This is a genomic window from Frateuria sp. sgz306004 (genome assembly GCF_057750885.1).
On sequence record NZ_JBYLFE010000003.1, the window covers coordinates 574,851 to 595,754 of the forward strand.

A 20,904-nucleotide genomic window follows, 5' to 3' on the forward strand; every position below is an offset into this window, starting at 1 on the left:
CGCCATGACGGATGCTTAATGAACAGTGCGCATGGCCCCGCGCGGGTGGCGCAGGCACCACGCCAAGGCCAGCCAGATCGGCAGGCCAAACAGCAGCCAGGGTTGATTCTGCTGCACCACGCCAGGCATCAGGTGCAGCAGCACCGCGGCGAGGCCAGCCAGCAATTGCAGCACGATCAGCACATCCGTGAGACGTCCTGCCGCCACGCCGCGACGTGAACGCCACAGTGCCGCCAGCAACGCAAATGCCACCGGGTTGAACAGCAACAGGTTGGCGTTGGCCCAGGCCGAATGATGCGTGGTCAGCGTCCACAGGATCAGCAGGGCGACGCCAACGAATCCGGCGAGCACCAGGTAGATCGAGCCAAGAATGGCGTAGGCCAGCGGCGCGTATCGTCGTGCTGCCAGCAGTACGGCGGCAAATGCCAGGCCGGCGATGCCCAGGGGAAGGCGCAGATCGGGCGCCTGTGCCGGCGGCGCATCCAGGCGGTTGGGCGAGAGCACCTGTTCGGCGAGCACCAGCGGATGCGCATTCCCGGTGTCATCGGGAACGGTCACGCTGGTGATTTCTTTCTGCAGCACCATCGGCAGGAAGCTTTCCTGCCAGGCGTTGATCGGATGATCCGCGTACGGCCCCAGGCCGAGGTCGAGAATGAGCATCAACCACGCCTGCTGGCTCATCAGTCGCGCGGTCTGCTGGCGATAGGTCATGCCGCCAGGGCGAGACTCGAGCTGCTTGTGCAGTGCGCCGCCCAATGCCTTGTCCAGCGCATCGCGTACGCGCGTGGCGCAGTTGTCGGCGTAGTAATCGTAGTCGTAGCGAACGTTTTCGGGGCGCAGGTTCCACAACAGGAAATCACGCAGGTCGGCCGCCTGGGCGGGCGTAAACGCCAACGGCTGGCGCGTGACCGAGCGACCGACGCTGACGTAATACTGCTGGTCGACGTCCGTGGGCGCGGCATCCATCAAGTAATGCATGCGCCCGGCGGCGAAGTGCAGCAGAAAACCCTTCTCGTCAAAATCGAACACACCGTAGTTGAACGTGACGGACTCGCCGCTGGCGGTGTCCCGCAGTTCGATGGCGTCGTGGCCGAAACGCTCCCAGTAGGTGTCGCCGGGGCCGTAGGTGATCAGCGACACTTCGAGGTTGGCGCCGGGCGCGTTAGCGACCCCCGCGCGTGCCGACGGCGCCCAGAGCAGGGCGCCGCACAGGAGCAACAGACAGGTGGCGAGGAGTCGGCCTAGGCCAGGAAAAGCACGGGACGAGGGCGTCCTGCCACGGTGATGCACAGTCAGATGTCCTTGCGACGGGTCACGCGGAACGCTTGCACGCGGCGGTCATCGGCCTCGGTGACGTGGAACAGGTAATCGCCGATGGCGATCTCCTCGCCCACTTCCGGCAGATGGCCGAACTCGGAGGTGCACATGCCGCCGACGGTGTCGAACTCCTCGTCGGAGAAGTGCGCGCCGGTCTGCTCGTTGAAATCCGCGATGGGCGTGAGTGCGCTCACGACCCAGCCACCGCCGGACTGCTCATGCATGAGCGTGGGCTCTACCTCGTCGTCATGCTCGTCGTCGATCTCGCCGACAATCTGTTCGAGCACGTCTTCGATGGTGATGAGGCCGGCCACGCCACCGTATTCGTCCACCACCAGCGCCATGTGGTTGCGCGTGTGGCGGAACTCGGCGAGGAGCACGTTGAGCCGCATCGATTCGGGGATGAGCACCGGCGGCCGCAGCACGCTGGCGATGTCGAAATGATCGCCGTTGCCGTTGCCAACGAAGCGGAGCAGATCCTTGGCGAGCAGGATGCCAAGGATGTCGTCCTTGTCCTCGCCGTGCACGGGAAAGCGGGAGTGGCCGGATTCGACCACGGTACTGATGATGTCGCTCAGGGGCGCTTCGGCCGAAAGCATGACGATCTGTGCGCGCGGCACCATGACGTCGTCCACGCTCAGCTCGGTCACCTTGATCGCACCCTCCACCATGGTGAGGGTATCGATAGACATCAGGCCGTTGGCCTGGGCGGTGCGCAGCTCGTCAATGAGCTCCTTGCGGTTGCGCGGCTCGCCGGAAAACATGTGGCCCAGTCGATCCCACCAACTGCGGTGGGCCGGGCCGCTGGTACTGCCAGGGTCCTCGTTCATTACTCGTGCGGATGCTGCCCCATGCGGGGCGGAACCCTCAGTCTAGCGGAAAATTCGTGACGATTCAGGAACAAGGCCGCGCCGCCCGGTGCCTGGGCACTCTCCGGCCAGCAGGTGAAAGCCCCCGTGGCTGGGCCGTTGCCAGGGCATTTCCCGGCTTTTGGCGGCGCCGGCCGGCAGCGCCAGGCGGGCGTGGCGCTCAGGCCTCGTACGGGTTGGCGATGCCCAGGCCGGCCAGGATGCGCGTTTCCAGGGCCTCCATGGCCTCGGCTTCGGCGTCCTCGATATGGTCATGACCCAGCAGGTGCAGCACGCCATGCACAGTCATGTGCGCCCAGTGATCGCGCGCCGGCTTGCCCTGTTCGGCCGCCTCGCGCAGCACCACCGGGGCGCAGATGGCGAGGTCGCCGATCAGCGGCAGGGCGATGCCCGGCGGCAGTTCGGCGGGAAAGGAGAGCACGTTAGTCGCGTAGTCCCGGCCGCGGTATTCGCGGTTCAGCACGCGGCCTTCCTTGGTATCGACGATGCGGATGGATAGCTCGGTCGCCTTGCGGCGCCGGGCGCCGCGCAAGGCGGCCTCCACCCAGGTGCGAAAGCTGGCGGAGGTCGGCACGCCCTTGCGCGGCGCCGCGTAGCCGACCGAAAGCGTCAAGGCGGGCCCGCTCACTTGGGCTGTTCCTCGGACGCCTGCTCGAAGGCCTCGTACGCACGCACGATCTTGGCAACCAGCGGGTGGCGGACCACGTCGCGCGAGGTGAAGAAGGTAAAGCTGATGCCATCCACGCCGCGCAACACCTCGATGGCGTGCCTCAGGCCCGAGCGCACGTGGCGGGGCAGGTCGATCTGGCTGACGTCGCCGGTGATCACCGCCACCGAGCCGAAGCCGATGCGGGTGAGGAACATCTTCATCTGTTCGACGGTCGTGTTCTGCGCTTCGTCGAGGATCACATACGAGTCGTTGAGCGTGCGTCCGCGCATGTACGCGAGCGGCGCGATCTCGATCACGTTGCGTTCGATCAGCTTGGCGACTTTCTCGAAGCCCAGCATTTCATAAAGGGCGTCGTACAGCGGACGAAGGTAGGGGTCGACCTTCTGGCTGAGGTCGCCCGGCAGGAAGCCGAGCTTTTCGCCGGCTTCCACCGCCGGGCGCACCAGCAACAGGCGCTGCACGCGATTGGCTTCCAGCGCCTCCACGGCGCTGGCGACGGCCAGGTAGGTCTTGCCGGTACCGGCCGGACCCACGCCAAAGCTGATGTCGTGCGTGGTGATGGCGTGCAGGTAGCGGGCCTGGTTGGGGCCGCGGCCCTTGATCACGCCGCGCTTCACCTTGATGGTGACTTCCTGCGCACCTTCGGCGGCATCGTTGACGATGGCGTCGATGCCCGATTCGGCCAGGTGCAGGTTGATGCGGGCGCCGTTGAGTGCCTCGCTGGCGGTGACGTCATACAGCGCGCGCATCACCTTTTCGGCGGCGCGCGCGGCGTCTTCCTCGCCGATCACCTGAAACAGGTTGCCGCGATGGTTGATCTCCACGCCCAGGCGCAGTTCCACTTGGCGCAGATGTTCGTCGAAGGGGCCGCAGAGATTGGAGAGACGGGCGTTGTCTTCCGGCTCGAGGGAAAAATCGCGTTGATTGAGGCCGTTGGTCATGAGAATTCAAAGATGCCTGTGCATCACATAGACGTCGGTGGGGCCTTGCGTGGCGTGGCGAAACGCGCCCGGTACCTGGCCGACGATGCGGAACCCGTGGCGTTGCCACAGGCGAACCGCGGACGTGTTGGTGGATACGACGAAGTTGAACTGCATGGCGGTGAAGCCCGCGTCGCGGGCCTGCACCATCGAGTGCTCGCACATGGCCGAGGCAACGCCCTGGCGGCGCGCCGAGGCTGACACCATGTAGCCGGCGTTGGCGACATGGTCGCCCAGTCCGGGCTGGTTGGGCTTGAGCATGTAGCACCCCAGCACCTGCTTGCCGCGCTCGGCCACGAAGCAGCGGCTGGGCGGCAGTACCCACCAGTCGCGTGCCTGCTCGAAGCTCAGGTCGGGCGGGTAGCTGTAGGTGTCCCCCGCGGCGACCACGCTGTGAAAGAGCGGCCACACCAGCGCGAAATCATCCGCGCCGATTTCACGGATCGTGATGGGGGTTGCCGTCACGAGGCCAGGGCGATGTCATCGGCCAGCTTGACGCGGCCGCGCAGCGAATTGCTCATGGCTTCGGTGATCACCACATCGATGAACTGGCCGATCATGCGCGCATCGCCCGGGAAGTTCACGAAGCGCATGTTCTCGGTGCGGCCGGTGAACTCGTTGGGGTTCTTCTTGCTGGGCTTCTCCACCAGCACGCGCTGCACCGTGCCCACCATGGCCTCGTTGATCAGGCGTGCGTTGTCGTTGAGCTTGGCCTGCAGGCGCGACAGACGTGCGTGCTTCACCTCGGGCGAGGTGTCGTCCGCAAGGTTGGCTGCCGGCGTGCCCGGGCGGGCGGAGAAGATGAAAGAGAAGCTCTGGTCGAAGCCGATGTCGTCGATCAGCTTCATGGTTTTCTCGAAATCGTCGTCCGATTCACCGGGGAAGCCCACGATGAAGTCCGAGGAAATGCAGATGTCCGGGCGCACGGCGCGCAGCTTGCGGATCTTCTGCTTGAACTCCAATGCGGTGTAGCCGCGCTTCATCGCGGTCAGGATGCGGTCGGAGCCCGCCTGCACTGGCAGGTGCAGGAAGTTGCACAGCTGCGGCACGTTGGCATAGGCCTCGATCAGCGAGTCGGAGAACTCCAGCGGATGGGAGGTGGTGAAACGGATGCGGCCAATACCCTCGATCTGCGCGATGGCGTGGATCAGCACGGCCAAGTCAGCGGTGCCGCCGTCATGGGTGGGGCCGCGATAGGCGTTGACGTTCTGGCCCAGCAGGGTGACTTCGCGCACGCCTTGTTCGGCCAGCTGCGCGACTTCGACGATCACATCGTCGAACGGCCGGCTGATTTCCTCGCCGCGGGTGTAGGGCACCACGCAGTACGAGCAGTATTTGGAGCAACCTTCCATGATCGACACGAAGGCCGTCGGGCCTTCGGCGCGCGGCTCGGGCAGGCGGTCGAACTTTTCGATCTCGGGGAAGCTGATGTCCACCTGCGGCTTGCCGCTGTGGCGGCGGGCTTCGATGAGCTCGGGCAGGCGGTGCAGGGTCTGCGGGCCGAACACTAGGTCCACGTATGGCGCGCGCTTGATGATGTCCTGGCCTTCCTGGGAGGCCACGCAGCCGCCCACGCCAATGAGCACTGGCTTGCCGCCCTGCTTGTGTTCCTTCCAGCGGCCCAGCTGGCTGAACACCTTTTCCTGCGCCTTTTCGCGTATGGAGCAGGTGTTGACCAGGATCACGTCCGCCTCGGACTCGTCCATGGTCAACTCCAGGCCATGCGATGCCTTGAGCACGTCCGCCATCTTGGCCGAGTCGTACTCGTTCATCTGGCAGCCGTGGGTTTTGATGAAAAGCTTGCCGGTCATGGGCTTGGGTACCGTTTGATGCAGGGTGGCGATGGGGCGCCGAACCGTACAGTTTACTCGCCTGCCAGAATGGCTGCCAGCCGAGCGCGCAAGGTGGATCAAGCACTTGCGCGCGGGGCGGCCGGTGGCGGGGCGATGAGTTTGTCCTGTCGCACGAAACAGGCGTTTCTGGCTTGGCGAGCCCGTCGCGGAGGGGCAAACTGCGGCCGGAGCGTGGCGCCGGGTAGGCTTGCGCCTTAACGGTGTGGAAGGGGGAGGTATGTCGTCGTGTAACCGTCGGGGGCTTGTTCCCCAGGCCAAAGGCCGTGACTAGCGCGCCCATTGCCCAATCGGGCCGATCGGTGCTGCGGCTGCTGGCTGCCGCGGGCGGCCTGTTGCTGGCATGGGCGTGGCCGTATGGCGCGGCTCAGGCCGGTGCCCTTTACCGGTGTACTGGCAGTGCCGGCGAAGTGGTGTTCAGTAGCACGACAGATGGTTACCGCGGTTGCAGCCGAATCGCGGGTGCGCCCGAGCCGGTGCGCCGCAAGCCTATGCCTTCCAAGCCCGCGCCCATCAAGACGCTCCAGCCCTCGCTGGAAGGCGTGCAGGGGGCGGTGGTGAAGGCCGCTGTGCCCGTGGCTCCGCCGGTCAGCTCGCTGGCCTGGGTGCAGGACTCGGTAGACACCACCGCCAAGATCGTGCCACCCGCCGCGCCCAAGGCACCCGTCGGCAAGCCGGGGCAATGGAGCTACAGCGAGGCCAGTCCGGCACGCAGCGCCACCGTGCCGGACAAGCCTGTGGCCAATGTCTCGACGGATGGCGATCGGGTGTTGCGTGGCGCGGTATATCGCGTCACCCGCAAGGATGGCAGCGTGGAGTACACCAACCTGAAGCCGGCGGGGCAGGGGCCGGCCGTCACCATGCTGTTCACCTACATTGCCACCTGCGTGGCCTGCAATCTGCACTCCAATATCCATTGGGATTCCGTGGCCCTCAACCTCACGGCCTATGGTGATGTGATCGCCCTGGCCAGCCGCGAATCCGGGGTGGACGAAGCCTTCCTGCGCGCGATCATCCACGCGGAGAGTGCGTTCAATCCTCGCGCCATGTCACTCAAGGGCGCGCAGGGCCTGATGCAGCTGATGCCAGGCACGGCCTCGGACATGGGTGTGCGCGACGCCTTCGATACGGCACAGAACATTCGGGGCGGTGCCCGCTATCTGAGCCTGCTGTTGCGCACATTCAACGGCAACGAACAACTGGCCGCCGCGGCATACAACGCGGGCCCGGGGGCGGTGCAGCGCTACAACGGCGTGCCGCCCTACGATGAAACGCGGGTTTATGTGGAGCGTGTGGGAACCTTGCGCCGTCGCTATGGCCAGGCTATCCGCCCGTCGGGCGGCCACGCCCCGGCGGTCGCCGGGGTGTCAACCATCCAATGAGGCGGTTGGGCGCAGTGCCGGTCGCTGCGCCAGGATCACTTCGATATGAAACGGCGCGCCGTTGCGCAGGCCCGACACTTCCACCTTGCTGCCCGGTTTGAGCGCGGCCTCGTGGCGGCGCAGGTCGGCCGGGTCGACGATGTCATCCGAGCCGATGCGTAGCAGGATGTCGTGCGGCTGGAGGCCGGCCTGCGCGGCGGGGCCACCGGGGTAGATATCGGTGACCTGGGCTCCGCGTGCCGCGGCGGGCAGGCCACTATCGGCGGCGACGGGTACGAAGGTGTAATCGGCGCCCATCCAGCCGCGCACCACGTGGCCGCTGTCGATGATCTGGTCGAGCACCCGCTTGGCGTTGCCCACGGGGATGGCAAAGCTGATGCCCTCGGCGTTGGCGGCCTTGCCGATCAATAGCGTGTTGATGCCGACCAGTTCGCCCTCGGTGTTCACCAGCGCGCCGCCCGAATTGCCGAGGTTGATCGCGGCATCGGTCTGGATGAAATCCTCCGGGCTGGCACTGCTCAGCTGGCGGCCGATGGCGCTGACGATACCCATGGTCACGGTCTGGTTGAGGCCGAGCGGATTGCCGATGGCGAGCACCACGTCACCGGTGCGCACTGGGGTGTGGTCGGCAATGCGAATGACCGGCAGGTTGCTGGCGTCGATCTTCAGCACGGCCAGGTCGGTTTCCACATCGGCGCCGACGACCTTGGCCTTGGCGACGCGGCCGTCATACAGCAGCACCTGGATATCGTCGGCGTTGGCGATCACGTGATTGTTGGTGAGTACATAGCCTTCGCTGCTCACGATTACGCCGGAACCCAGGCTTTGCTCGCGGCGCTTGTAGGCAGGGCCGGTAGGGCGACCGCCAAACAGGCGTTGCAGCACGGGGTCGGTGTACATCTGCACGGCCTGCTCGGTCACCATCTTGTTCGCGTAGATGTTCACCACCGAGGGGGCGGCGCGCGCTACGGCATCGGCATACGACACTGGGCCGCTCACCCGTGTCGGCGCGATGGACGCTGCCGGGGGCGCGGTCACGGCGGCGCCGAGGCCGACACGTTGTCGCAGGCGGTTGCCCACATCCGGCCAGATCAGGCTGATGACGAAAGCAGCCGCCAGCCCGAGAACTGCGAAACGGGCGATAAAGGCGAGCGTGCCTGCGGCATGTTTCATGTCGTTATGCGTTTCGTGGCAAGGCGTTAGGGTGGGTGATGCGTTACGGGCACGGGCCTCGCCCGTTGATTGTACGAGTCATGCCCTGACGCTACACTAACGCGATTTTGCGGGAGCCGGGTTCTGCTGGCACTTGCGAAGCGGGTCGTCCCGGGAGCTTCCCGGTGCGCAGGGTGCCCGGGAGCGAAATGTCTGTAGCTTTCGCTACATGCAGATCGTGCTGGCCGCCGCGCGTGCCTGCTGTTTGTTTTTTTGGGGGGAGTTGCTAGGGTTTTCCGGTCAGTGGCAGGGGCAGCTCTGCCGCCGTACGTGTCGACGCGCTTGGCAAGCACCTGTGGAACTTATTAAGTTCCGCGTCTCAGTGGCATGTAAGTACCGGAGAACCTGATGGCGAATGAAGTCGTCGATCATGGTCGCCGCCGCTTCCTCACAGCGACCACGGCCGTGGTCGGTGGTGTGGGAGTCGTTGCAGCTGCCGTGCCTTTCATCAAATCGTGGGAGCCTAGTGCGCGGGCCAAGTCCGCAGGCGCTCCGGTAACGGTCGATATCAGCAAGATCGAGGCGGGCCAGAAAGTCACTTACCCCTGGCGCGGCCTTCCGGTCTTCGTGGTGAATCGCACCCAGGCCCAGCTCGACGCGCTGCCCAGCCAGGACAGTCGTCTGGTCGACGCCAAGTCCTCCGGCAGTTCCGCCGAGCAGCAACCCAAGTACGCGCAGAACGAAAACCGCTCCATCAAGCCCGAGTGGCTGGTGTTGGTGGGTCTGTGCACCCACCTTGGTTGCGTGCCCGACTTCGTCCCGGTGATGAAGCCCGAGCCGTTCGATCCGGACTGGAAGGGCGGTTTCTACTGCCCCTGCCACAAGTCGCGCTATGACATGTCCGGCCGCGTGTATGCCGGCGTGCCGGCGCCCAAGAACCTGCTCGTGCCGCCGTACCACTTCGTGGACGACACGCACATCCAGATCGGCGTGGATCCGAAGGAGGCAGGCTGATGGCCAACGTATTCACGCGTATCGGTGATTGGTTCAACGAGCGGGCACCGGGCCTCATGCCCGCCTACCGCAAGCACATGACCGAGTACTACGCGCCCAAGAGCTTCAACCTCTGGTACTACTTCGGTTCGCTCGCTCTGCTGGTGCTGGTCAACCAGATCGTCACCGGCATCTTCCTCACCATGAACTACAAGACGAGTGCGGCGGAAGCCTTCAACTCGGTCGAGTACATCATGCGCGACGTGGAGTGGGGCTGGCTGATCCGCTACATGCACTCCACGGGTGCCTCGCTGTTCTTCGTGGTCGTGTTCCTGCACATGTTCCGCGGCCTGATGTACGGCTCGTACCAGAAGCCGCGCGAGCTGGTGTGGCTGCTGGGCATGCTGATCTTCCTCGCCCTGATGGCCGAGGCGTTCATGGGCTACGTGCTGCCGTGGGGCAACATGTCGTTCTGGGGTGCCAAGGTGATCATCTCCCTGTTCGGCACGGTGCCCGTCATTGGCGGCACCCTGGTCGAATGGATCATGGGTGACTACCTGCCGGCGGATGCCACGCTCAACCGGTTCTTCGCCCTGCACGTGATCGCGCTGCCCATCGTGCTGCTTCTGTTGGTGGTGCTGCACCTGGCGGCGCTGCACGAAGTGGGTTCGAACAACCCCGATGGCGTCGATATCAAGCATGGCCCGAAGGGCAATCGCTGGGACGCGAACAAACCTGCCGACGGCATTCCCTTCCATCCGTACTACACGGTGAAGGATCTGTTCGGCGTGGGCTTCTTCCTGATCATCGCCGCGTTCATCATCTTCTTCGCGCCGACCTTTGGCGGCTGGTTCCTGGAGCATGACAACTTCGTGCCGGCCAACAACCTGGTCACGCCGAGCCACATCAAGCCGTCGTGGTACTTCACCCCGTTCTACGCGATCCTGCGCATGATCCCGTCGTTCTTCAGCACGGCCTTCTGGGGTGTGCTGGGCATGTTCGGCGCCATTGCACTGCTGTTCTTGCTGCCGTGGATCGACGCGGGCAAGGTGCGCTCCATTCGCTATCGCGGCACGGGTTTCAAGGTGGCGCTGATGGCCTTCGCGATCTCGTTCATCGGCCTGGCCCTGGTGGGCGCGGGCGTGGTGGGCGAGAAGCTGGTCGAATGGGTGCCTGACAACGCGACGTTCTGGGAGAACGCCTTCGGTCGCGTCATGACCATCATCTACTTCGGGTACTTCGTGTTCCTGTGGTTCTACACGCGCCTGGGTTGGGAAAAGACCAAGCCGGTCCCGGAACGGGTGGTGTTCGACCATGACTAAGCGACGGTCCTCGATGAAGAAGCTGATCTCCTCGTTTGCGCTCGCTGTGGGTCTGTGCGCCGCGGTTTCCCCGGTCATGGCGGAAGAGGGCGGGTTCGTGCCGTCGGGCGCCAACATCCGTGACCAGGCCTCGCTGCAGCGTGGCGCCAAGTTGTTCTTCAACTATTGCGTGGGTTGCCACTCACTCAAGTACGTGCGCTATTCGCGCATGGCTGAAGATCTTGGTCTGAGCGAAGACGAGGTGATGAAAAACCTCAACTTCACCGGTGCCAAGTTCGGCGAGCCGGTGATTTCGCCCATGCCTGAAGCCTCTGCCCAGCAGTACTTCGGCAAGGCGCCGCCGGATCTTTCGCTGGAGGTGCGCGCGAAGGAGCAGGGAGCCGACTGGGTGTTCGCCTACCTCAACTCCTTCTACCTGGACCCCACCCGTCCGGTGGGTTGGAACAACACCGTATTCCCCAACGCTTCCATGCCTAACCCGCTGTGGGAGCTGCAGGGCCTGCAAACGGCGGTGAAGAAGGAAGGCGGCGAGGAGGTGGAGAAGCTGGAGATCTCCCACCCGGGCAAGCTCACGCCGGCGCAGTACCAGCAGGCTACCCGCGACCTGGCGGCTTTCCTGGAATACGCCTCCGAGCCGGCCGCGCTGCAGCGCCAGCGCTACGGCATCTGGGTGCTGCTGTTCCTGGCAGGCTTCACTTTCCTGGCGTATCTGCTAAAGAAGGAATATTGGAAGGACGTCCACTGAGACAGCCTTTCAAAGCCTGAGGTACGGCGGCCTGGGGCCGCCGTACCCGTCTAAAGCCGATGGGGAGATCGCGCATGGTCCAAAGCGCTCGCTCGCGTACCGCACTCACCCTCTACACCACCGCTGACGGCATCCAGTGCCATAGAACGCGCCTGGTGCTGGCTGCCAAGGGCGTCAGCTACGAGCGGGTGATGGTGGACCCGGCCAAGCCGCCGGAAGACCTGTTGGACCTCAACCCCTACGGCAGCACGCCAACCCTGGTCGACCGCGACCTCACCCTCTACAACACCGCCGTCGTCTGCGAGTACCTGGACGAGCGGTATCCGCATCCACCGTTGATGCCGATTGACCCCTTGTCGCGCGCCCGCCTGCGTCTGGCGACGGTGCGCATTGAGCTGGACTGGCTGCCGGAGATCGACGCCATACGGGCAGGCGGTCGCCCGGCTGACGCGGCGCGCAAGCGCTTTCGCGAGCACCTCTTGGCCTCGCTTCCGTTGTTCAAGGCATCCAAGTTCTTCCTCAACCCCGAAATGAGCCTGACTGATTGCCTGGTGGCTCCGGTGGTGTGGCGCCTGCCCTGGCTGGGGGTGGACCTGGGTCGGGAGGGTAAGCCGATCCTGGACTACGGCGAGCGCCTGTTCGCCAGCCAGGGCTATGCCCGCAGCATGACCCCCGAAGAAAAGGCCATGCGCCCCTGACGGCTGGGCCGCCTCCCCTGGCGGGAGACCCGTCACGCCTGCGTCACTTTGCCCCGGCTTGGCTTAAACTTGCGCCATTCACATGGCCAGGCCGCGGAGCGATCCGCCGAGCCGGCCCCAAGCAGGCTCCCGAATGACCGACGACAAGCTTCCGCCGATGACGTCCAATCGCCCTTATCTGTTGAGGGCGATCTACGACTGGATCACCGACAATAACCTGACGCCGTATGTTCTGGTGGATGCCGGCCGGGAAGGCGTTCGGGTTCCGCCGCAGGTGGTAAAGAACGGTCAGGTCGTGCTGAACCTGGCGATGCGCGCGGTGGCAAACCTGGACCTGGGCAACGATTGGATCAGCTTCCAGGCACGCTTCTCCGGGGTGAGCCACAACATCCATATCCCCGTTACGGCCGTGCTGGCTCTGTACGCCCAGGAGAACGGTCAGGGCATGATGTTTCCCGCCGAAGAGGGCGGCGATAACCCGCCGCCGCCTTCTGATCCCGATGACACGCCGCCTTCGAGCGATGGCGATCAGGCTGGCGAAAAGCCCAAGCGCAGCGCGCCGTTCCTGCGGGTGGTGAAGTAACCGTGCTCAGTGCTGCCGGCTGTCGGTCGGCAGCCGGCGCCGCAGGGGCACCACGTTGTCCGTTGTGGTCGGCGTGTTGTGCTCGGCCTGCATGCCGGGCAGGTGGCTCTGGATGGTGGGCAGGCTTAGGCCGGTGAGGGTAGGGCCGATCATCCACAGGCGGCCCGGCTCGCGGTCGTCGCCATCGATGCTTACCTCGAAGGCATAGCTTCGCTCCAGTTGCAGGGCGCCATGCCCCCGGCGCAAGCGCAGGCTGCGCAGTCCTACGCTTTCGTCGAGCAGTTGCAGGCCATGCTGGCGGCATTGCCGACGCGCTTCCTCTACGGCTTGCTCGCGAGCACGGCTGAGTTTAAGCCAGGCGCCTACGATGCCCAGCAGGGCCAGCAGCAGGATCAGGTTGGGAAGATCGCTCATGGGGCCAGAGTGTAGGCGGTGGCCGGGGCTTGCAAGCCCCGAGCCAGGTTACGCGCTTGCGCAGTCAGGTGAGGAGCGTGGTTCAGTCCAGTTGGAGGCGAAGCGAGAGATCCACCGCGCGAACATGCTTGGTCAGGGCGCCTACGGAGATGAAATCCACGCCCGTTTGGGCGTATTCGCCGATGGTCGTCAGGTCCACGTTGCCGGAGATTTCCAGCTGCGCCCGCCCTTTGGCGATGGCGACCGCTTCGCGCATCAACGGCAGCGTGAAGTTGTCCAGCATGATGCGGTCGGCGCCGGCTTCGAGTGCTTGCTGCAGCTCATCGAGGTTCTCCACCTCGATCTCCAGTAGCAGCGAGGGGTGCAGTCGACGGGCGGCCTCGGCGGCGGCACGAATGCCGCCTGCGGCGATGATGTGGTTTTCCTTGACCAGAATGGCGTCGTACAGGCCCACACGGTGGTTATGGCCGCCGCCGCAACGCACCGCATACTTCTGGGCCAGGCGCAGGCCGGGCACGGTCTTGCGCGTGTCGAGCACGCGCACGCCGGTGCCTGCCACCGCGGCCACGTAATCCGCCGTGACGGTCGCCGTGCCAGAGAGCAGTTGCAGGAAATTCAGCGCCGAGCGCTCGGCGCTCACCATGGGGCGGGCGCGGCCATGAAGGCGACAGATGACGCTGTTGGCCTGCACGCGATCCCCATCGCCTGCCGACCATTCGATCTGCACCTCCGGGTCCAGGCGCCGAAAGCAGGCATTAAACCAGTCGACGCCGGCGATCACTGCCTCTTCGCGGCAGGTAAGTGTGGCGCTGGCCAGCGCGTACGCCGGCAGCAGGTCAGCGGTGGCGTCGCCGGTGCCGATGTCTTCGACAAACGCGCGCTCTACGTCCGCCCGGATCAGGTCGGACGCAGGAGGAACAAGGTGATGGAAATTCATTCGTGAGTCGGGCTATTGGCCGTGGCGGGCTGGCTTAGGCGACCGACGATGGCATCCAGCGCTCGGTCGAACAGAGCTGTGGATTCAAGCACACGAGCGGTGCCTGCGGCGAGAGCCTCGGCCAGCTCGTGCGGCGCATAGTCGGCTACCTTGAGGCCGCGACGGTTCACGAACAGGTAGCGGCCGCTCATGGGGCTGATCCAGGAGAGCTTGGCGCGTTCGAGATTTTCCGGCCCGCTGGCAAATTCCAGCCAAGTTCCCGGCTTGAGCTCGGCCACCAACTCCATTTCGGGCGAATCCAGTACCGGTTCCGGCTCAGGTTCGCTGCGCGCCAGGTCGGCGTCGCTTTCGGCGATGGGCTGAATGCTTTCGGGGATGGGCAGGTTCGTGGAAGTCTCCACGGCCAGCACCTCCGCCTCGGGCACGGCTTCGCCGAGCTGGTGGCGGTAGTAGGTGTGCAACTGGGCCAGCAGGCGATCGATGTCGCTTTCCTGGAACGCCACATTGGCCAGCCCGCGACGCAGGGCACGCTCGATACCCGGCAGCATCTGACGTAGCGCGCGGCGCTCATCCGGCGTGCGCGCGGGTTTGGTGCTGTCGATAAAGTCGTTGGTGAAGCGCAGCGCGTCGCGGAACTCGCTCGATTCCTCGCCCTGGCGCAGGATGGTGAGTACCAGGTAGTTAGCCCAGGCGCGCGACAGAATGCCGTGGATCAATGGCGGAAGGTTGTGTCCATCGATGCGCGTGAGGATCTCGCGGGCGGCACGGCGACGCGCCTGCTCCAGCTTTTCACGGCCACGAGTGGATTCAGCCACACGCTGCTCGGCCAGTTCGGCGCGGCGACGGCTGATGTCCTGGAATTCCTGCAGCTCGGCGCACAGGCGCTCAAAGATGGACAGGTCGTCGTCGAAATCCTGCAGCAAGCGATCGACGATGGATTTGATCTTGTCGTGCAGGCGATGGTCGCGATCGGACTCGGACGACCAGCCCTTGGCCGCGTCGGCCAGGCTGTCGAGCAGGCGGCGAGCCGGGTGCTGACGGTGGGCGAACAGCTTTCGATCGAGAATCGCGGCTTTCAGATACGGGATCTGCAGGCGCGCGAGCATGACCTGCATGTCCGTGGGCAGGTTGCGATCTTCGAGGATGAACTCGAACAGCATGCCGACCAGGTCGATGGTGTCCTCATCGATGGTGGACACTTGGCTGGGCTTTTCGCCGCGCAGCGAGCCGATCTGGGCGAGCAGGTGCTCCTTGAGCGCCAGCACCTCTCCCGCCAGTTCCGCCGCACTGCTGCCGCCTTGCAAGGCAGGCTGCGGGGTGATGGCGGCCTGGCTTTGCAACACGCTGAGCGCGCCGATCAACTCATTGGCGCTGGGCATCTGGATGGCGCCAGCGGACATGTGCAGGGCGGCTTCCGGTCCGGCGCGGCGAGCACTGAACAGGGTGCGCAGGGTTTGCAGCAATTCGTTCGGGGTGGCGCCTTCCTCGTCGGCAAGGAAGTTGCCGCCTTCCATACCTTCTGCAGCGCTGGCCGCGGCATTCGCCGCTGCGGCAGTACGCGGTGCTCCGCCAGCGCGCGACAATTCGTGGCGCAGTTGCGGTAGCACGCCCGCCCGGACCAGCTCGGCGTTGATCTCCTGGTAGAGCTCGTCCAGCGAGGCCAGCACATAGCGGTCGAACAATTTGTAGATGATCAGCTTGACGCGCATTTCCGCGCTGAGCTCGCGCATGGCCTGGCGAAATGCCTGCGATAGCGCGGCAGGGCCCACCGGGTTGGTGGCGTCTTCGATTTTTACGCCGCCGTAGATCACCGACAGGCGCTGATTGACGGCGAACAGGTCGCGCGTGAGGCGCGATTCGTTCTTGCCGATCATGCTGGTGATGGCTAGCGACTCTTCCAACTCGTTGTCCGCCACCAGCGACAGCTCCACCGAGCCCACGGGCAGTGGCGATACGCCGGGGCCCGCGCTGTTGCGCGCACTGGCGGCGAAGTCGGAGAGTTCGCGGGAAATCTGGGTGAGGAAGCCGCGCTCGATCATCGGGCGGCGCTTGCGCACTTCGCGCATGCCGTCGAAGTAGTGCATCTGGGCCGCGTTGTTCTCGGCCTTTTCGGCCAGGTCGAACAACGCATCATCGACATGCTCGAACATGCCGTTGATCAAGATCTGCAGGCGCCGGCCCGCGATGTCCCGGACATTGTTCAAGAGGGCGCCTCCGCGCTCACTGGACGGGTCCAGGCGCTGGCTCAGGCTGACGATATTAGAAGGTTCACTGGCGTCTTTCATCGCCACACCCCTGAAGTGATGCCGACGTGTGCAGTCCATTCCGACACTTACGCCCGAATACAATACGAGAAACCCCTGGGTTCTGTCAGTTATCGCTTCGATATATGTCGACGCGTTCACACAAGACGTAGGGTTTTACGGACGAGCGTGGGGTGGACTCAGGTGGCGGCGGGAAAGTCCCGCAACTGGACAGTGCCGATACCTTCCTCCGGGAGCATGACGGGGATGCCGTCTTCCACCCGATAGACCACCTTGCGATCGGTGGTGATCAGGCCCTCGGCCAGGGCCTGTTGCACGGCTGTGCCGGCCACGGTTTGCACCTGACCCGTTCCGATGGCGCTGTTCAAGGCCTCCAATTCGGGGCGGCTGAGGGGGCGGACCGGAGCCTTGCTTACCGGGCAGCAAAGAATGTCGAGCAGGCGTTTATCCATGGGGTGTGCGGGATCGTGCCGAAACGCGGAAAGGCCGTACAATAACCCTTTTGGATGGCTTGGGTCATGACGTCGACTTCCCTCCCGCCACGCGTGGGTGTTGTGATGGGCTCCCGTTCCGACTGGGAAACCATGGAACATGCGGCCAACGTGCTGGCCGAATTGGGCGTTGCCCACGAGGTTCGAGTGGTTTCGGCGCATCGCACACCTGACCTGCTGTTCCAGTATGCCGACGAGGCCGTCGAACGCGGCATCCAGGTGATCGTGGCCGGTGCCGGTGGCGCTGCCCATCTGCCGGGCATGCTGGCGGCCAAGACCCGCCTGCCTGTGTTCGGCGTACCGGTGCAGTCCAAGGCGCTCAATGGCATGGATTCGCTGCTGTCGATCGCCCAGATGCCCGCCGGTATCCCCGTGGGCACCCTTGCCATCGGTCGTGCTGGCGCAGTGAATGCCGGCCTGTTGGCGGCGGCCGTGCTGGCCCTGCACGATCCGTCGCTGGCCCGTGCGGTGGAGGCCTACCGCAGCCGCCAGACCCAAAGCGTGCTCGACCACCCGGATCCGCGCCAATGACCGCGCGGCGCCAACCCGTTCTCGGCATTCTGGGCGGCGGTCAACTGGCACGCATGCTGGCGCTCGCGGCCGCGCCGCTGGGCGTGAAGACTCTGGTGGTGGACAGCGCCGTCGATGCCTGCGCCGGCCAGGTGGCGCCCCTGGTCGTGGCGGACTGGACCGATTACGAGGCGCTGGAGCATTTTGCCGCCCAGGTCGACGTAGTCACCTTCGATTTTGAGAACGTGCCCGCCGAGACGGCGCACCGTCTGGCCAAGCGCGTGTCGGTGTTCCCGGCGCCGCGCGCGCTCGCCGTGGCACAGGATCGCCTGGCCGAGAAAACCCTGTTCCGCGAGTGCGGTTTGAATACGCCGGATTTCAAGGCCATCGATACGCGCGCCGACCTGGATCAGGCGCTCGCCGTTATCGGTGCGCCAGCCATCCTCAAGACGCGTCGTCTGGGCTATGACGGAAAGGGCCAGTTCCGCATCAAGACCCTGGCCGACGCCGATGCGGCGTGGGCCGCGCTGGGCGCACAGGCCGTGGCCCATGGACTCATTCTCGAAGCCTTCGTGCCGTTTGACCGCGAATTGTCCGTGATCGCCGTGCGTAGCCGGGACGGTGAATTCCGCACCTGGCCGCTCACCCAGAACTGGCATACCGATGGCGTCCTGTCGCTTAGCCTGGCACCGGCTCCGGATATCGAGGCCTTGCAGGGGCGCGCCACCGAGCTGGCCCTCACGCTGGCCGAAAAGCTCGATTACGTAGGCGTGTTCGCACTGGAGCTGTTCGTGAAGGACGGCCAGTTGCTGGGCAACGAAATGGCGCCGCGCGTGCACAACTCCGGCCATTGGACCATCGAAGGCGCGCACACCAGCCAGTTCGAGAATCATGTGCGGGCGGTGCTTGGTTTGCCGCTGGGTGATACGTCCGCGCGCGGCCTATCAGCCATGTTCAATTGGATCGGCGAGTTGCCCGATGCCGAGCCTGTCCTTTCCGCGGTGGATGCGCACTGGCACGACTACGGCAAGCAGCCGCGCGAGGGGCGCAAGGTGGGGCATGCCACGGTGTGTGCGGCAAATGCTCAGCAATTGGTGGAACGCCTGACCGGCATTGCCCATGCGCTTCATCGCGACCAGCAAGCCAACCCGGCGGTCGGTGAGCTGGCCAGGCACTAAGCAGCGGAGTAGGCGCTCCGCCCAATGTCAGGCAAAAAAACGGGGCCTCGAAGGCCCCGTTTTTCTATTCGAGATCCGGGATCAGGCCAGGTTCTTGGCAGCGAAGTCCCAGTTAACCAAGTTCCAGAACGCCTCGATGTACTTCGGACGGGCGTTGCGGTAGTCGATGTAGTAAGCGTGTTCCCACACGTCGCAGGTGAGCAGCGGCTTGTCGCTGCCGGTGATCGGCGTGGCGGCGTTGGAGGTGTTCACGATGCCGAGCGAGCCGTCCGGACGCTGCACCAGCCAGGTCCAGCCCGAGCCGAAGTTACCCACGGCCGACTTAGTGAACTCTTCCTTGAACTTCTCCACCGAGCCGAAGGCCTTGGTGATGGCGTCGGCCAGCTTGCCGGTCGGCTCCTTGCCGCCGTTGGGGCTGAGCGAGTGCCAGTAGAAGGTGTGGTTCCAGATCTGGGCCGCATTGTTGAATACGCCACCGGAGGACTTCTTGATGATGTCTTCCAGCGCAGCGTTCTCGAACTCCGTGCCCTTGATGAGGTTGTTGAGGTTGGTCACATAGGCCTGATGATGCTTGCCATAGTGATACTCCAGCGTCTCGGCCGAGATGTGCGGCTCGAGGGCATTCTTTTCGTAGGGCAGGGGGGGGAGTTCGATCGCCATGAGGTGGCTCCTGGGCGGTGGCTGAGGAAAAGGGGGTCGTGCCGGCGAGGTCGCAGGATACGCGGCCGCCGAGGGACGACTGTTACACTATCGATCTACGTGCATTGTAATGATGAATGACCAGACTATGGACGTTAACGAGCGAATCAAGGCCGTGCTGGCCGAACATGCCATCGTGCTCTTCATGAAGGGCACGCCGCAGTTCCCCATGTGTGGCTTCTCCAGTCGTGCAGCGCAAGCGTTGAAGGACGCGGGTGCGCAGTTCCACGCCGTGAACGTGCTGGCCGATCCCGAGGTGCGTGCCGCGCTGCCGCACTACGCAAATTGGCCGACGTTTCCTCAACTGTTCATCCAGGGCGAACTGATCGGCGGTTGCGACATCGTGGAGGACCTCAAAGCCTCCGGCGAACTCGCGCGCATGGCCTTGGACGTGGCGGGGGCGGATTCCTGATGGCGCTGCCGCTTACTTCCCTGCCGGCCGACTGGTCGCCGGCCGCAGGCAGCCTTGCCGGGCGCGTCATCCTGGTAACGGGTGCCTATGGTGGCCTCGGCGCCGCGGTGGCGCGTGCCGCCGCCCGTGCGGGTGCCACCGTGGTTATTACAGGGCGCCGCAAGCGCCAACTCGAACAGCTTTACGACGCGATGGTGGGCGAGGGCCTGCCGGAGCCGGTGATCCATCCGCTGGACATGGAAGCGGCCACGCCGCGTGACTACGAAGCGCTGGCGGAAGGCCTGGAGCGTGACTTCGGGCGACTGGACGGCATCGTGCACGCGGCGGCGAGCTTCAATGGCCTCACGCCGTTGGCCATGCACAAGCCCGACGACTGGCTGCGTGCGCTGCACGTGAACGTATCGGCACCATTTGCCCTCACCCAGGCTTGCAACGGCTTGCTTGGCCAGGCGGCGGACAGCGCCGTAGTGTTCGTGCTGGACGATCCCCAATTGATGCAGCGCGCCCACTGGGGCGGTTATGGCGTGTCCAAGGCGGCGCTGGAGCGCATGGTGGAGATCCTGCATCAGGAAACCGAGCGCACACCGCTGCGCGCGCATGCGCTGCTGCCGGCGCCAATGCGCACCACCTTGCGCCGCGCGGCCTATTTCGGCGAAGACACCACGCAGCATCCGCTGCCCGACGCCACCGCCGAGGCGGTGATCTATCTTCTTGGCGAGCAGGGCGCGGCGGCCCGAGGCGCGATGCTGGACCTGCGGGTACCAGCATGACAGTTGGCAAGGAATCGCATTGATGGAAACGCAGATGACCACGCTCTCGGCGGCGATCCTGCTGTTTCTCATCATGGATCCGCTGGGCAATATTCCGATCTTCCTCAGCTTGCTGAAGGATGTCGCGCCCAAGCGCCGCCGTTATGTGATGGTGCGCGAACTGCTGATCGCGCTGGGGGTTCTGCTGTGCTTCCTGGTCGGCGGTCAGCTCATCCTCAAGCTGCTGCAGCTTCGCCAGGAGTCGATCAGCATTGCCGGCGGCATCGTGCTCTTCCTGATCGGCATCCGCATGGTGTTCCCCCCGCATGAGGGTGGCATCTTCGGCAAACAGGGCGAGGGCGAGCCCTTCATCGTGCCCATGGCCATTCCGGGCGTGGCCGGCCCTTCCGCCATGGCGGCGCTGCTGCTGCTCACCAATACCCAGCCCGGCCGCACCGCGGACTGGGCCATCGCACTCCTGGGCGCGTGGCTGGCGACCTCGGTGATCTTGCTGTGCTCGACCTATCTGTTCCGCTGGCTGGGCGAAAGCGTGCTCACCGCGCTGGAGCGCGTGATGGGTATGTTGTTGATTGCGCTGTCGGTGCAGATGTTCCTGGGTGGCGTGGCAGCGTATTTGCATCTGACTGTTTGAAACACGGTCAGTTGCCACTGACGCGATCTTTCGGACC

23 protein-coding genes are annotated in these 20,904 nt (G+C 64.8%); 11 read left to right on the forward strand and 12 right to left on the reverse strand.

Annotation, left to right across the window (positions count from 1 at the left end):
• Window positions 1–15 precede the first annotated feature (15 nt).
• From AC3G2C_RS08770 to miaB, 6 genes are all read right to left on the reverse strand, one after another.
• The gene (locus AC3G2C_RS08770) at window positions 16–1,290 is read right to left on the reverse strand and encodes a lipoprotein N-acyltransferase Lnb domain-containing protein (RefSeq protein WP_488384241.1); all 1,275 of its coding nucleotides are present in this window, start codon (window positions 1,288–1,290) and stop codon (window positions 16–18) included.
• Between the two features lie 2 nt (window positions 1,291–1,292).
• Window positions 1,293–2,147, reverse strand: a complete 855-nt coding sequence (locus tag AC3G2C_RS08775; RefSeq protein WP_488384242.1) for a CorC family transporter — start codon at window positions 2,145–2,147, stop codon at window positions 1,293–1,295.
• A 199-nt stretch (window positions 2,148–2,346) separates the two neighbouring features.
• Window positions 2,347–2,814 (reverse strand): rRNA maturation RNase YbeY, encoded by a 468-nt coding sequence (gene ybeY, locus AC3G2C_RS08780; RefSeq protein ID WP_488384243.1) that lies wholly within the window; start codon window positions 2,812–2,814, stop codon window positions 2,347–2,349.
• Complete coding sequence (locus AC3G2C_RS08785) at window positions 2,811–3,797, reverse strand: PhoH family protein (protein ID WP_488384244.1); 987 nt, start codon at window positions 3,795–3,797, stop codon at window positions 2,811–2,813. The genes ybeY and AC3G2C_RS08785 overlap by 4 nt, the downstream gene beginning before the upstream one ends.
• 6 nt (window positions 3,798–3,803) lie before the next feature.
• A complete protein-coding gene (locus AC3G2C_RS08790) occupies window positions 3,804–4,301 on the reverse strand; it encodes a GNAT family N-acetyltransferase (RefSeq protein ID WP_488384245.1) in 498 nt (165 codons plus the stop codon).
• Complete coding sequence (gene miaB / locus AC3G2C_RS08795; protein WP_488384246.1) at window positions 4,298–5,647, reverse strand: tRNA (N6-isopentenyl adenosine(37)-C2)-methylthiotransferase MiaB; 1,350 nt, start codon at window positions 5,645–5,647, stop codon at window positions 4,298–4,300. Before miaB ends, AC3G2C_RS08790 begins: the two co-directional genes overlap by 4 nt.
• 305 nt (window positions 5,648–5,952) lie before the next feature.
• On the opposite strand from miaB, the gene AC3G2C_RS08800 reads away from it, so the two are divergent.
• Window positions 5,953–7,068 carry a lytic transglycosylase domain-containing protein gene (locus AC3G2C_RS08800; protein ID WP_488384247.1) on the forward strand — a complete coding sequence of 372 codons (1,116 nt, stop codon included), beginning with the start codon at window positions 5,953–5,955 and terminating at the stop codon, window positions 7,066–7,068.
• On the opposite strand, the gene AC3G2C_RS08805 is transcribed toward AC3G2C_RS08800, so the two are convergent.
• The gene (locus tag AC3G2C_RS08805; RefSeq protein WP_488384248.1) at window positions 7,054–8,241 is read right to left on the reverse strand and encodes a S1C family serine protease; all 1,188 of its coding nucleotides are present in this window, start codon (window positions 8,239–8,241) and stop codon (window positions 7,054–7,056) included. The genes AC3G2C_RS08800 and AC3G2C_RS08805 overlap by 15 nt on opposite strands.
• Window positions 8,242–8,628: 387 nt before the next feature.
• Between AC3G2C_RS08805 and petA the strand changes: the two genes are divergently transcribed.
• The 5 genes from petA (at window position 8,629) to AC3G2C_RS08830 (ending at window position 12,561) form a co-directional block, all read left to right on the forward strand.
• Window positions 8,629–9,234, forward strand: coding sequence for a ubiquinol-cytochrome c reductase iron-sulfur subunit (gene petA / locus AC3G2C_RS08810; protein WP_488384249.1), 606 nt, complete (start codon window positions 8,629–8,631; stop codon window positions 9,232–9,234).
• Window positions 9,234–10,535: a cytochrome b gene (locus tag AC3G2C_RS08815; RefSeq protein WP_488384250.1), complete on the forward strand. Its 1,302-nt coding sequence runs from the start codon at window positions 9,234–9,236 to the stop codon at window positions 10,533–10,535. Before petA ends, AC3G2C_RS08815 begins: the two co-directional genes overlap by 1 nt.
• A 13-nt stretch (window positions 10,536–10,548) precedes the next feature.
• Window positions 10,549–11,280, forward strand: a complete 732-nt coding sequence (locus AC3G2C_RS08820; RefSeq protein ID WP_488384286.1) for a cytochrome c1 — start codon at window positions 10,549–10,551, stop codon at window positions 11,278–11,280.
• A gap of 74 nt (window positions 11,281–11,354) precedes the next feature.
• Window positions 11,355–11,978 (forward strand): glutathione S-transferase N-terminal domain-containing protein, encoded by a 624-nt coding sequence (locus AC3G2C_RS08825; protein WP_488384251.1) that lies wholly within the window; start codon window positions 11,355–11,357, stop codon window positions 11,976–11,978.
• Between the two features lie 133 nt (window positions 11,979–12,111).
• On the forward strand, window positions 12,112–12,561 hold the full coding sequence (locus tag AC3G2C_RS08830) for a ClpXP protease specificity-enhancing factor (RefSeq protein ID WP_488384252.1): 450 nt from the start codon (window positions 12,112–12,114) through the stop codon (window positions 12,559–12,561).
• 6 nt (window positions 12,562–12,567) lie between these two features.
• On the opposite strand, the gene AC3G2C_RS08835 is transcribed toward AC3G2C_RS08830, so the two are convergent.
• From AC3G2C_RS08835 to AC3G2C_RS08850, 4 genes are all read right to left on the reverse strand, one after another.
• A complete protein-coding gene (locus tag AC3G2C_RS08835) occupies window positions 12,568–12,975 on the reverse strand; it encodes a DUF3301 domain-containing protein (protein WP_488384253.1) in 408 nt (135 codons plus the stop codon).
• A gap of 82 nt (window positions 12,976–13,057) precedes the next feature.
• Window positions 13,058–13,912, reverse strand: a complete 855-nt coding sequence (nadC, locus tag AC3G2C_RS08840; protein WP_488384254.1) for a carboxylating nicotinate-nucleotide diphosphorylase — start codon at window positions 13,910–13,912, stop codon at window positions 13,058–13,060.
• The gene (locus AC3G2C_RS08845; RefSeq protein WP_488384255.1) at window positions 13,909–16,197 is read right to left on the reverse strand and encodes a DUF1631 domain-containing protein; all 2,289 of its coding nucleotides are present in this window, start codon (window positions 16,195–16,197) and stop codon (window positions 13,909–13,911) included. The genes nadC and AC3G2C_RS08845 overlap by 4 nt, the downstream gene beginning before the upstream one ends.
• Before the next feature lie 158 nt (window positions 16,198–16,355).
• On the reverse strand, window positions 16,356–16,628 hold the full coding sequence (locus tag AC3G2C_RS08850; RefSeq protein ID WP_488384256.1) for a Trm112 family protein: 273 nt from the start codon (window positions 16,626–16,628) through the stop codon (window positions 16,356–16,358).
• A 66-nt stretch (window positions 16,629–16,694) separates the two neighbouring features.
• Between AC3G2C_RS08850 and purE the strand changes: the two genes are divergently transcribed.
• Window positions 16,695–17,198, forward strand: coding sequence for a 5-(carboxyamino)imidazole ribonucleotide mutase (purE, locus tag AC3G2C_RS08855; protein WP_488384257.1), 504 nt, complete (start codon window positions 16,695–16,697; stop codon window positions 17,196–17,198).
• A complete protein-coding gene (locus AC3G2C_RS08860) occupies window positions 17,195–18,355 on the forward strand; it encodes a 5-(carboxyamino)imidazole ribonucleotide synthase (RefSeq protein ID WP_488384258.1) in 1,161 nt (386 codons plus the stop codon). The genes purE and AC3G2C_RS08860 overlap by 4 nt, the downstream gene beginning before the upstream one ends.
• Window positions 18,356–18,436: 81 nt before the next feature.
• Here the strand turns inward: AC3G2C_RS08860 and sodB are convergent, their stop codons facing one another.
• Window positions 18,437–19,015 (reverse strand): superoxide dismutase [Fe], encoded by a 579-nt coding sequence (gene sodB, locus AC3G2C_RS08865; RefSeq protein ID WP_472875483.1) that lies wholly within the window; start codon window positions 19,013–19,015, stop codon window positions 18,437–18,439.
• 127 nt (window positions 19,016–19,142) lie between these two features.
• On the opposite strand from sodB, the gene grxD reads away from it, so the two are divergent.
• From grxD to AC3G2C_RS08880, 3 genes are read left to right on the forward strand one after another with little or no spacing between them, the layout of a single operon-like run.
• Window positions 19,143–19,466, forward strand: a complete 324-nt coding sequence (gene grxD, locus AC3G2C_RS08870) for a Grx4 family monothiol glutaredoxin (RefSeq protein ID WP_488384287.1) — start codon at window positions 19,143–19,145, stop codon at window positions 19,464–19,466.
• Window positions 19,466–20,236, forward strand: a complete 771-nt coding sequence (locus AC3G2C_RS08875; RefSeq protein WP_488384259.1) for an SDR family NAD(P)-dependent oxidoreductase — start codon at window positions 19,466–19,468, stop codon at window positions 20,234–20,236. The genes grxD and AC3G2C_RS08875 overlap by 1 nt, the downstream gene beginning before the upstream one ends.
• Before the next feature lie 34 nt (window positions 20,237–20,270).
• Window positions 20,271–20,867, forward strand: coding sequence for a YhgN family NAAT transporter (locus AC3G2C_RS08880; RefSeq protein ID WP_488384288.1), 597 nt, complete (start codon window positions 20,271–20,273; stop codon window positions 20,865–20,867).
• The last annotated feature ends 37 nt before the right edge of the window (window positions 20,868–20,904 follow it).

What these genes read in the sequence shown, in the direction of transcription:
- AC3G2C_RS08775 (WP_488384242.1), bottom strand. Translation starts at nt 2,147, where the DNA reads ATGAACGAGGACCCTGGCAGTACCAGCGGCCCGGCCCACCGCAGTTGG.
- AC3G2C_RS08785 (WP_488384244.1), bottom strand. Translation starts at nt 3,797, where the DNA reads ATGACCAACGGCCTCAATCAACGCGATTTTTCCCTCGAGCCGGAAGAC.
- miaB (WP_488384246.1), bottom strand. Translation starts at nt 5,647, where the DNA reads ATGACCGGCAAGCTTTTCATCAAAACCCACGGCTGCCAGATGAACGAG.
- AC3G2C_RS08805 (WP_488384248.1), bottom strand. Translation starts at nt 8,241, where the DNA reads ATGAAACATGCCGCAGGCACGCTCGCCTTTATCGCCCGTTTCGCAGTT.
- petA (WP_488384249.1), top strand. Translation starts at nt 8,629, where the DNA reads ATGGCGAATGAAGTCGTCGATCATGGTCGCCGCCGCTTCCTCACAGCG.
- AC3G2C_RS08815 (WP_488384250.1), top strand. Translation starts at nt 9,234, where the DNA reads ATGGCCAACGTATTCACGCGTATCGGTGATTGGTTCAACGAGCGGGCA.
- AC3G2C_RS08820 (WP_488384286.1), top strand. Translation starts at nt 10,549, where the DNA reads ATGAAGAAGCTGATCTCCTCGTTTGCGCTCGCTGTGGGTCTGTGCGCC.
- AC3G2C_RS08825 (WP_488384251.1), top strand. Translation starts at nt 11,355, where the DNA reads ATGGTCCAAAGCGCTCGCTCGCGTACCGCACTCACCCTCTACACCACC.
- AC3G2C_RS08830 (WP_488384252.1), top strand. Translation starts at nt 12,112, where the DNA reads ATGACCGACGACAAGCTTCCGCCGATGACGTCCAATCGCCCTTATCTG.
- AC3G2C_RS08835 (WP_488384253.1), bottom strand. Translation starts at nt 12,975, where the DNA reads ATGAGCGATCTTCCCAACCTGATCCTGCTGCTGGCCCTGCTGGGCATC.
- nadC (WP_488384254.1), bottom strand. Translation starts at nt 13,912, where the DNA reads ATGAATTTCCATCACCTTGTTCCTCCTGCGTCCGACCTGATCCGGGCG.
- AC3G2C_RS08845 (WP_488384255.1), bottom strand. Translation starts at nt 16,197, where the DNA reads ATGAAAGACGCCAGTGAACCTTCTAATATCGTCAGCCTGAGCCAGCGC.
- AC3G2C_RS08850 (WP_488384256.1), bottom strand. Translation starts at nt 16,628, where the DNA reads ATGGATAAACGCCTGCTCGACATTCTTTGCTGCCCGGTAAGCAAGGCT.
- purE (WP_488384257.1), top strand. Translation starts at nt 16,695, where the DNA reads ATGACGTCGACTTCCCTCCCGCCACGCGTGGGTGTTGTGATGGGCTCC.
- AC3G2C_RS08860 (WP_488384258.1), top strand. Translation starts at nt 17,195, where the DNA reads ATGACCGCGCGGCGCCAACCCGTTCTCGGCATTCTGGGCGGCGGTCAA.
- sodB (WP_472875483.1), bottom strand. Translation starts at nt 19,015, where the DNA reads ATGGCGATCGAACTCCCCCCCCTGCCCTACGAAAAGAATGCCCTCGAG.
- grxD (WP_488384287.1), top strand. Translation starts at nt 19,143, where the DNA reads ATGGACGTTAACGAGCGAATCAAGGCCGTGCTGGCCGAACATGCCATC.
- AC3G2C_RS08875 (WP_488384259.1), top strand. Translation starts at nt 19,466, where the DNA reads ATGGCGCTGCCGCTTACTTCCCTGCCGGCCGACTGGTCGCCGGCCGCA.
- AC3G2C_RS08880 (WP_488384288.1), top strand. Translation starts at nt 20,271, where the DNA reads ATGACCACGCTCTCGGCGGCGATCCTGCTGTTTCTCATCATGGATCCG.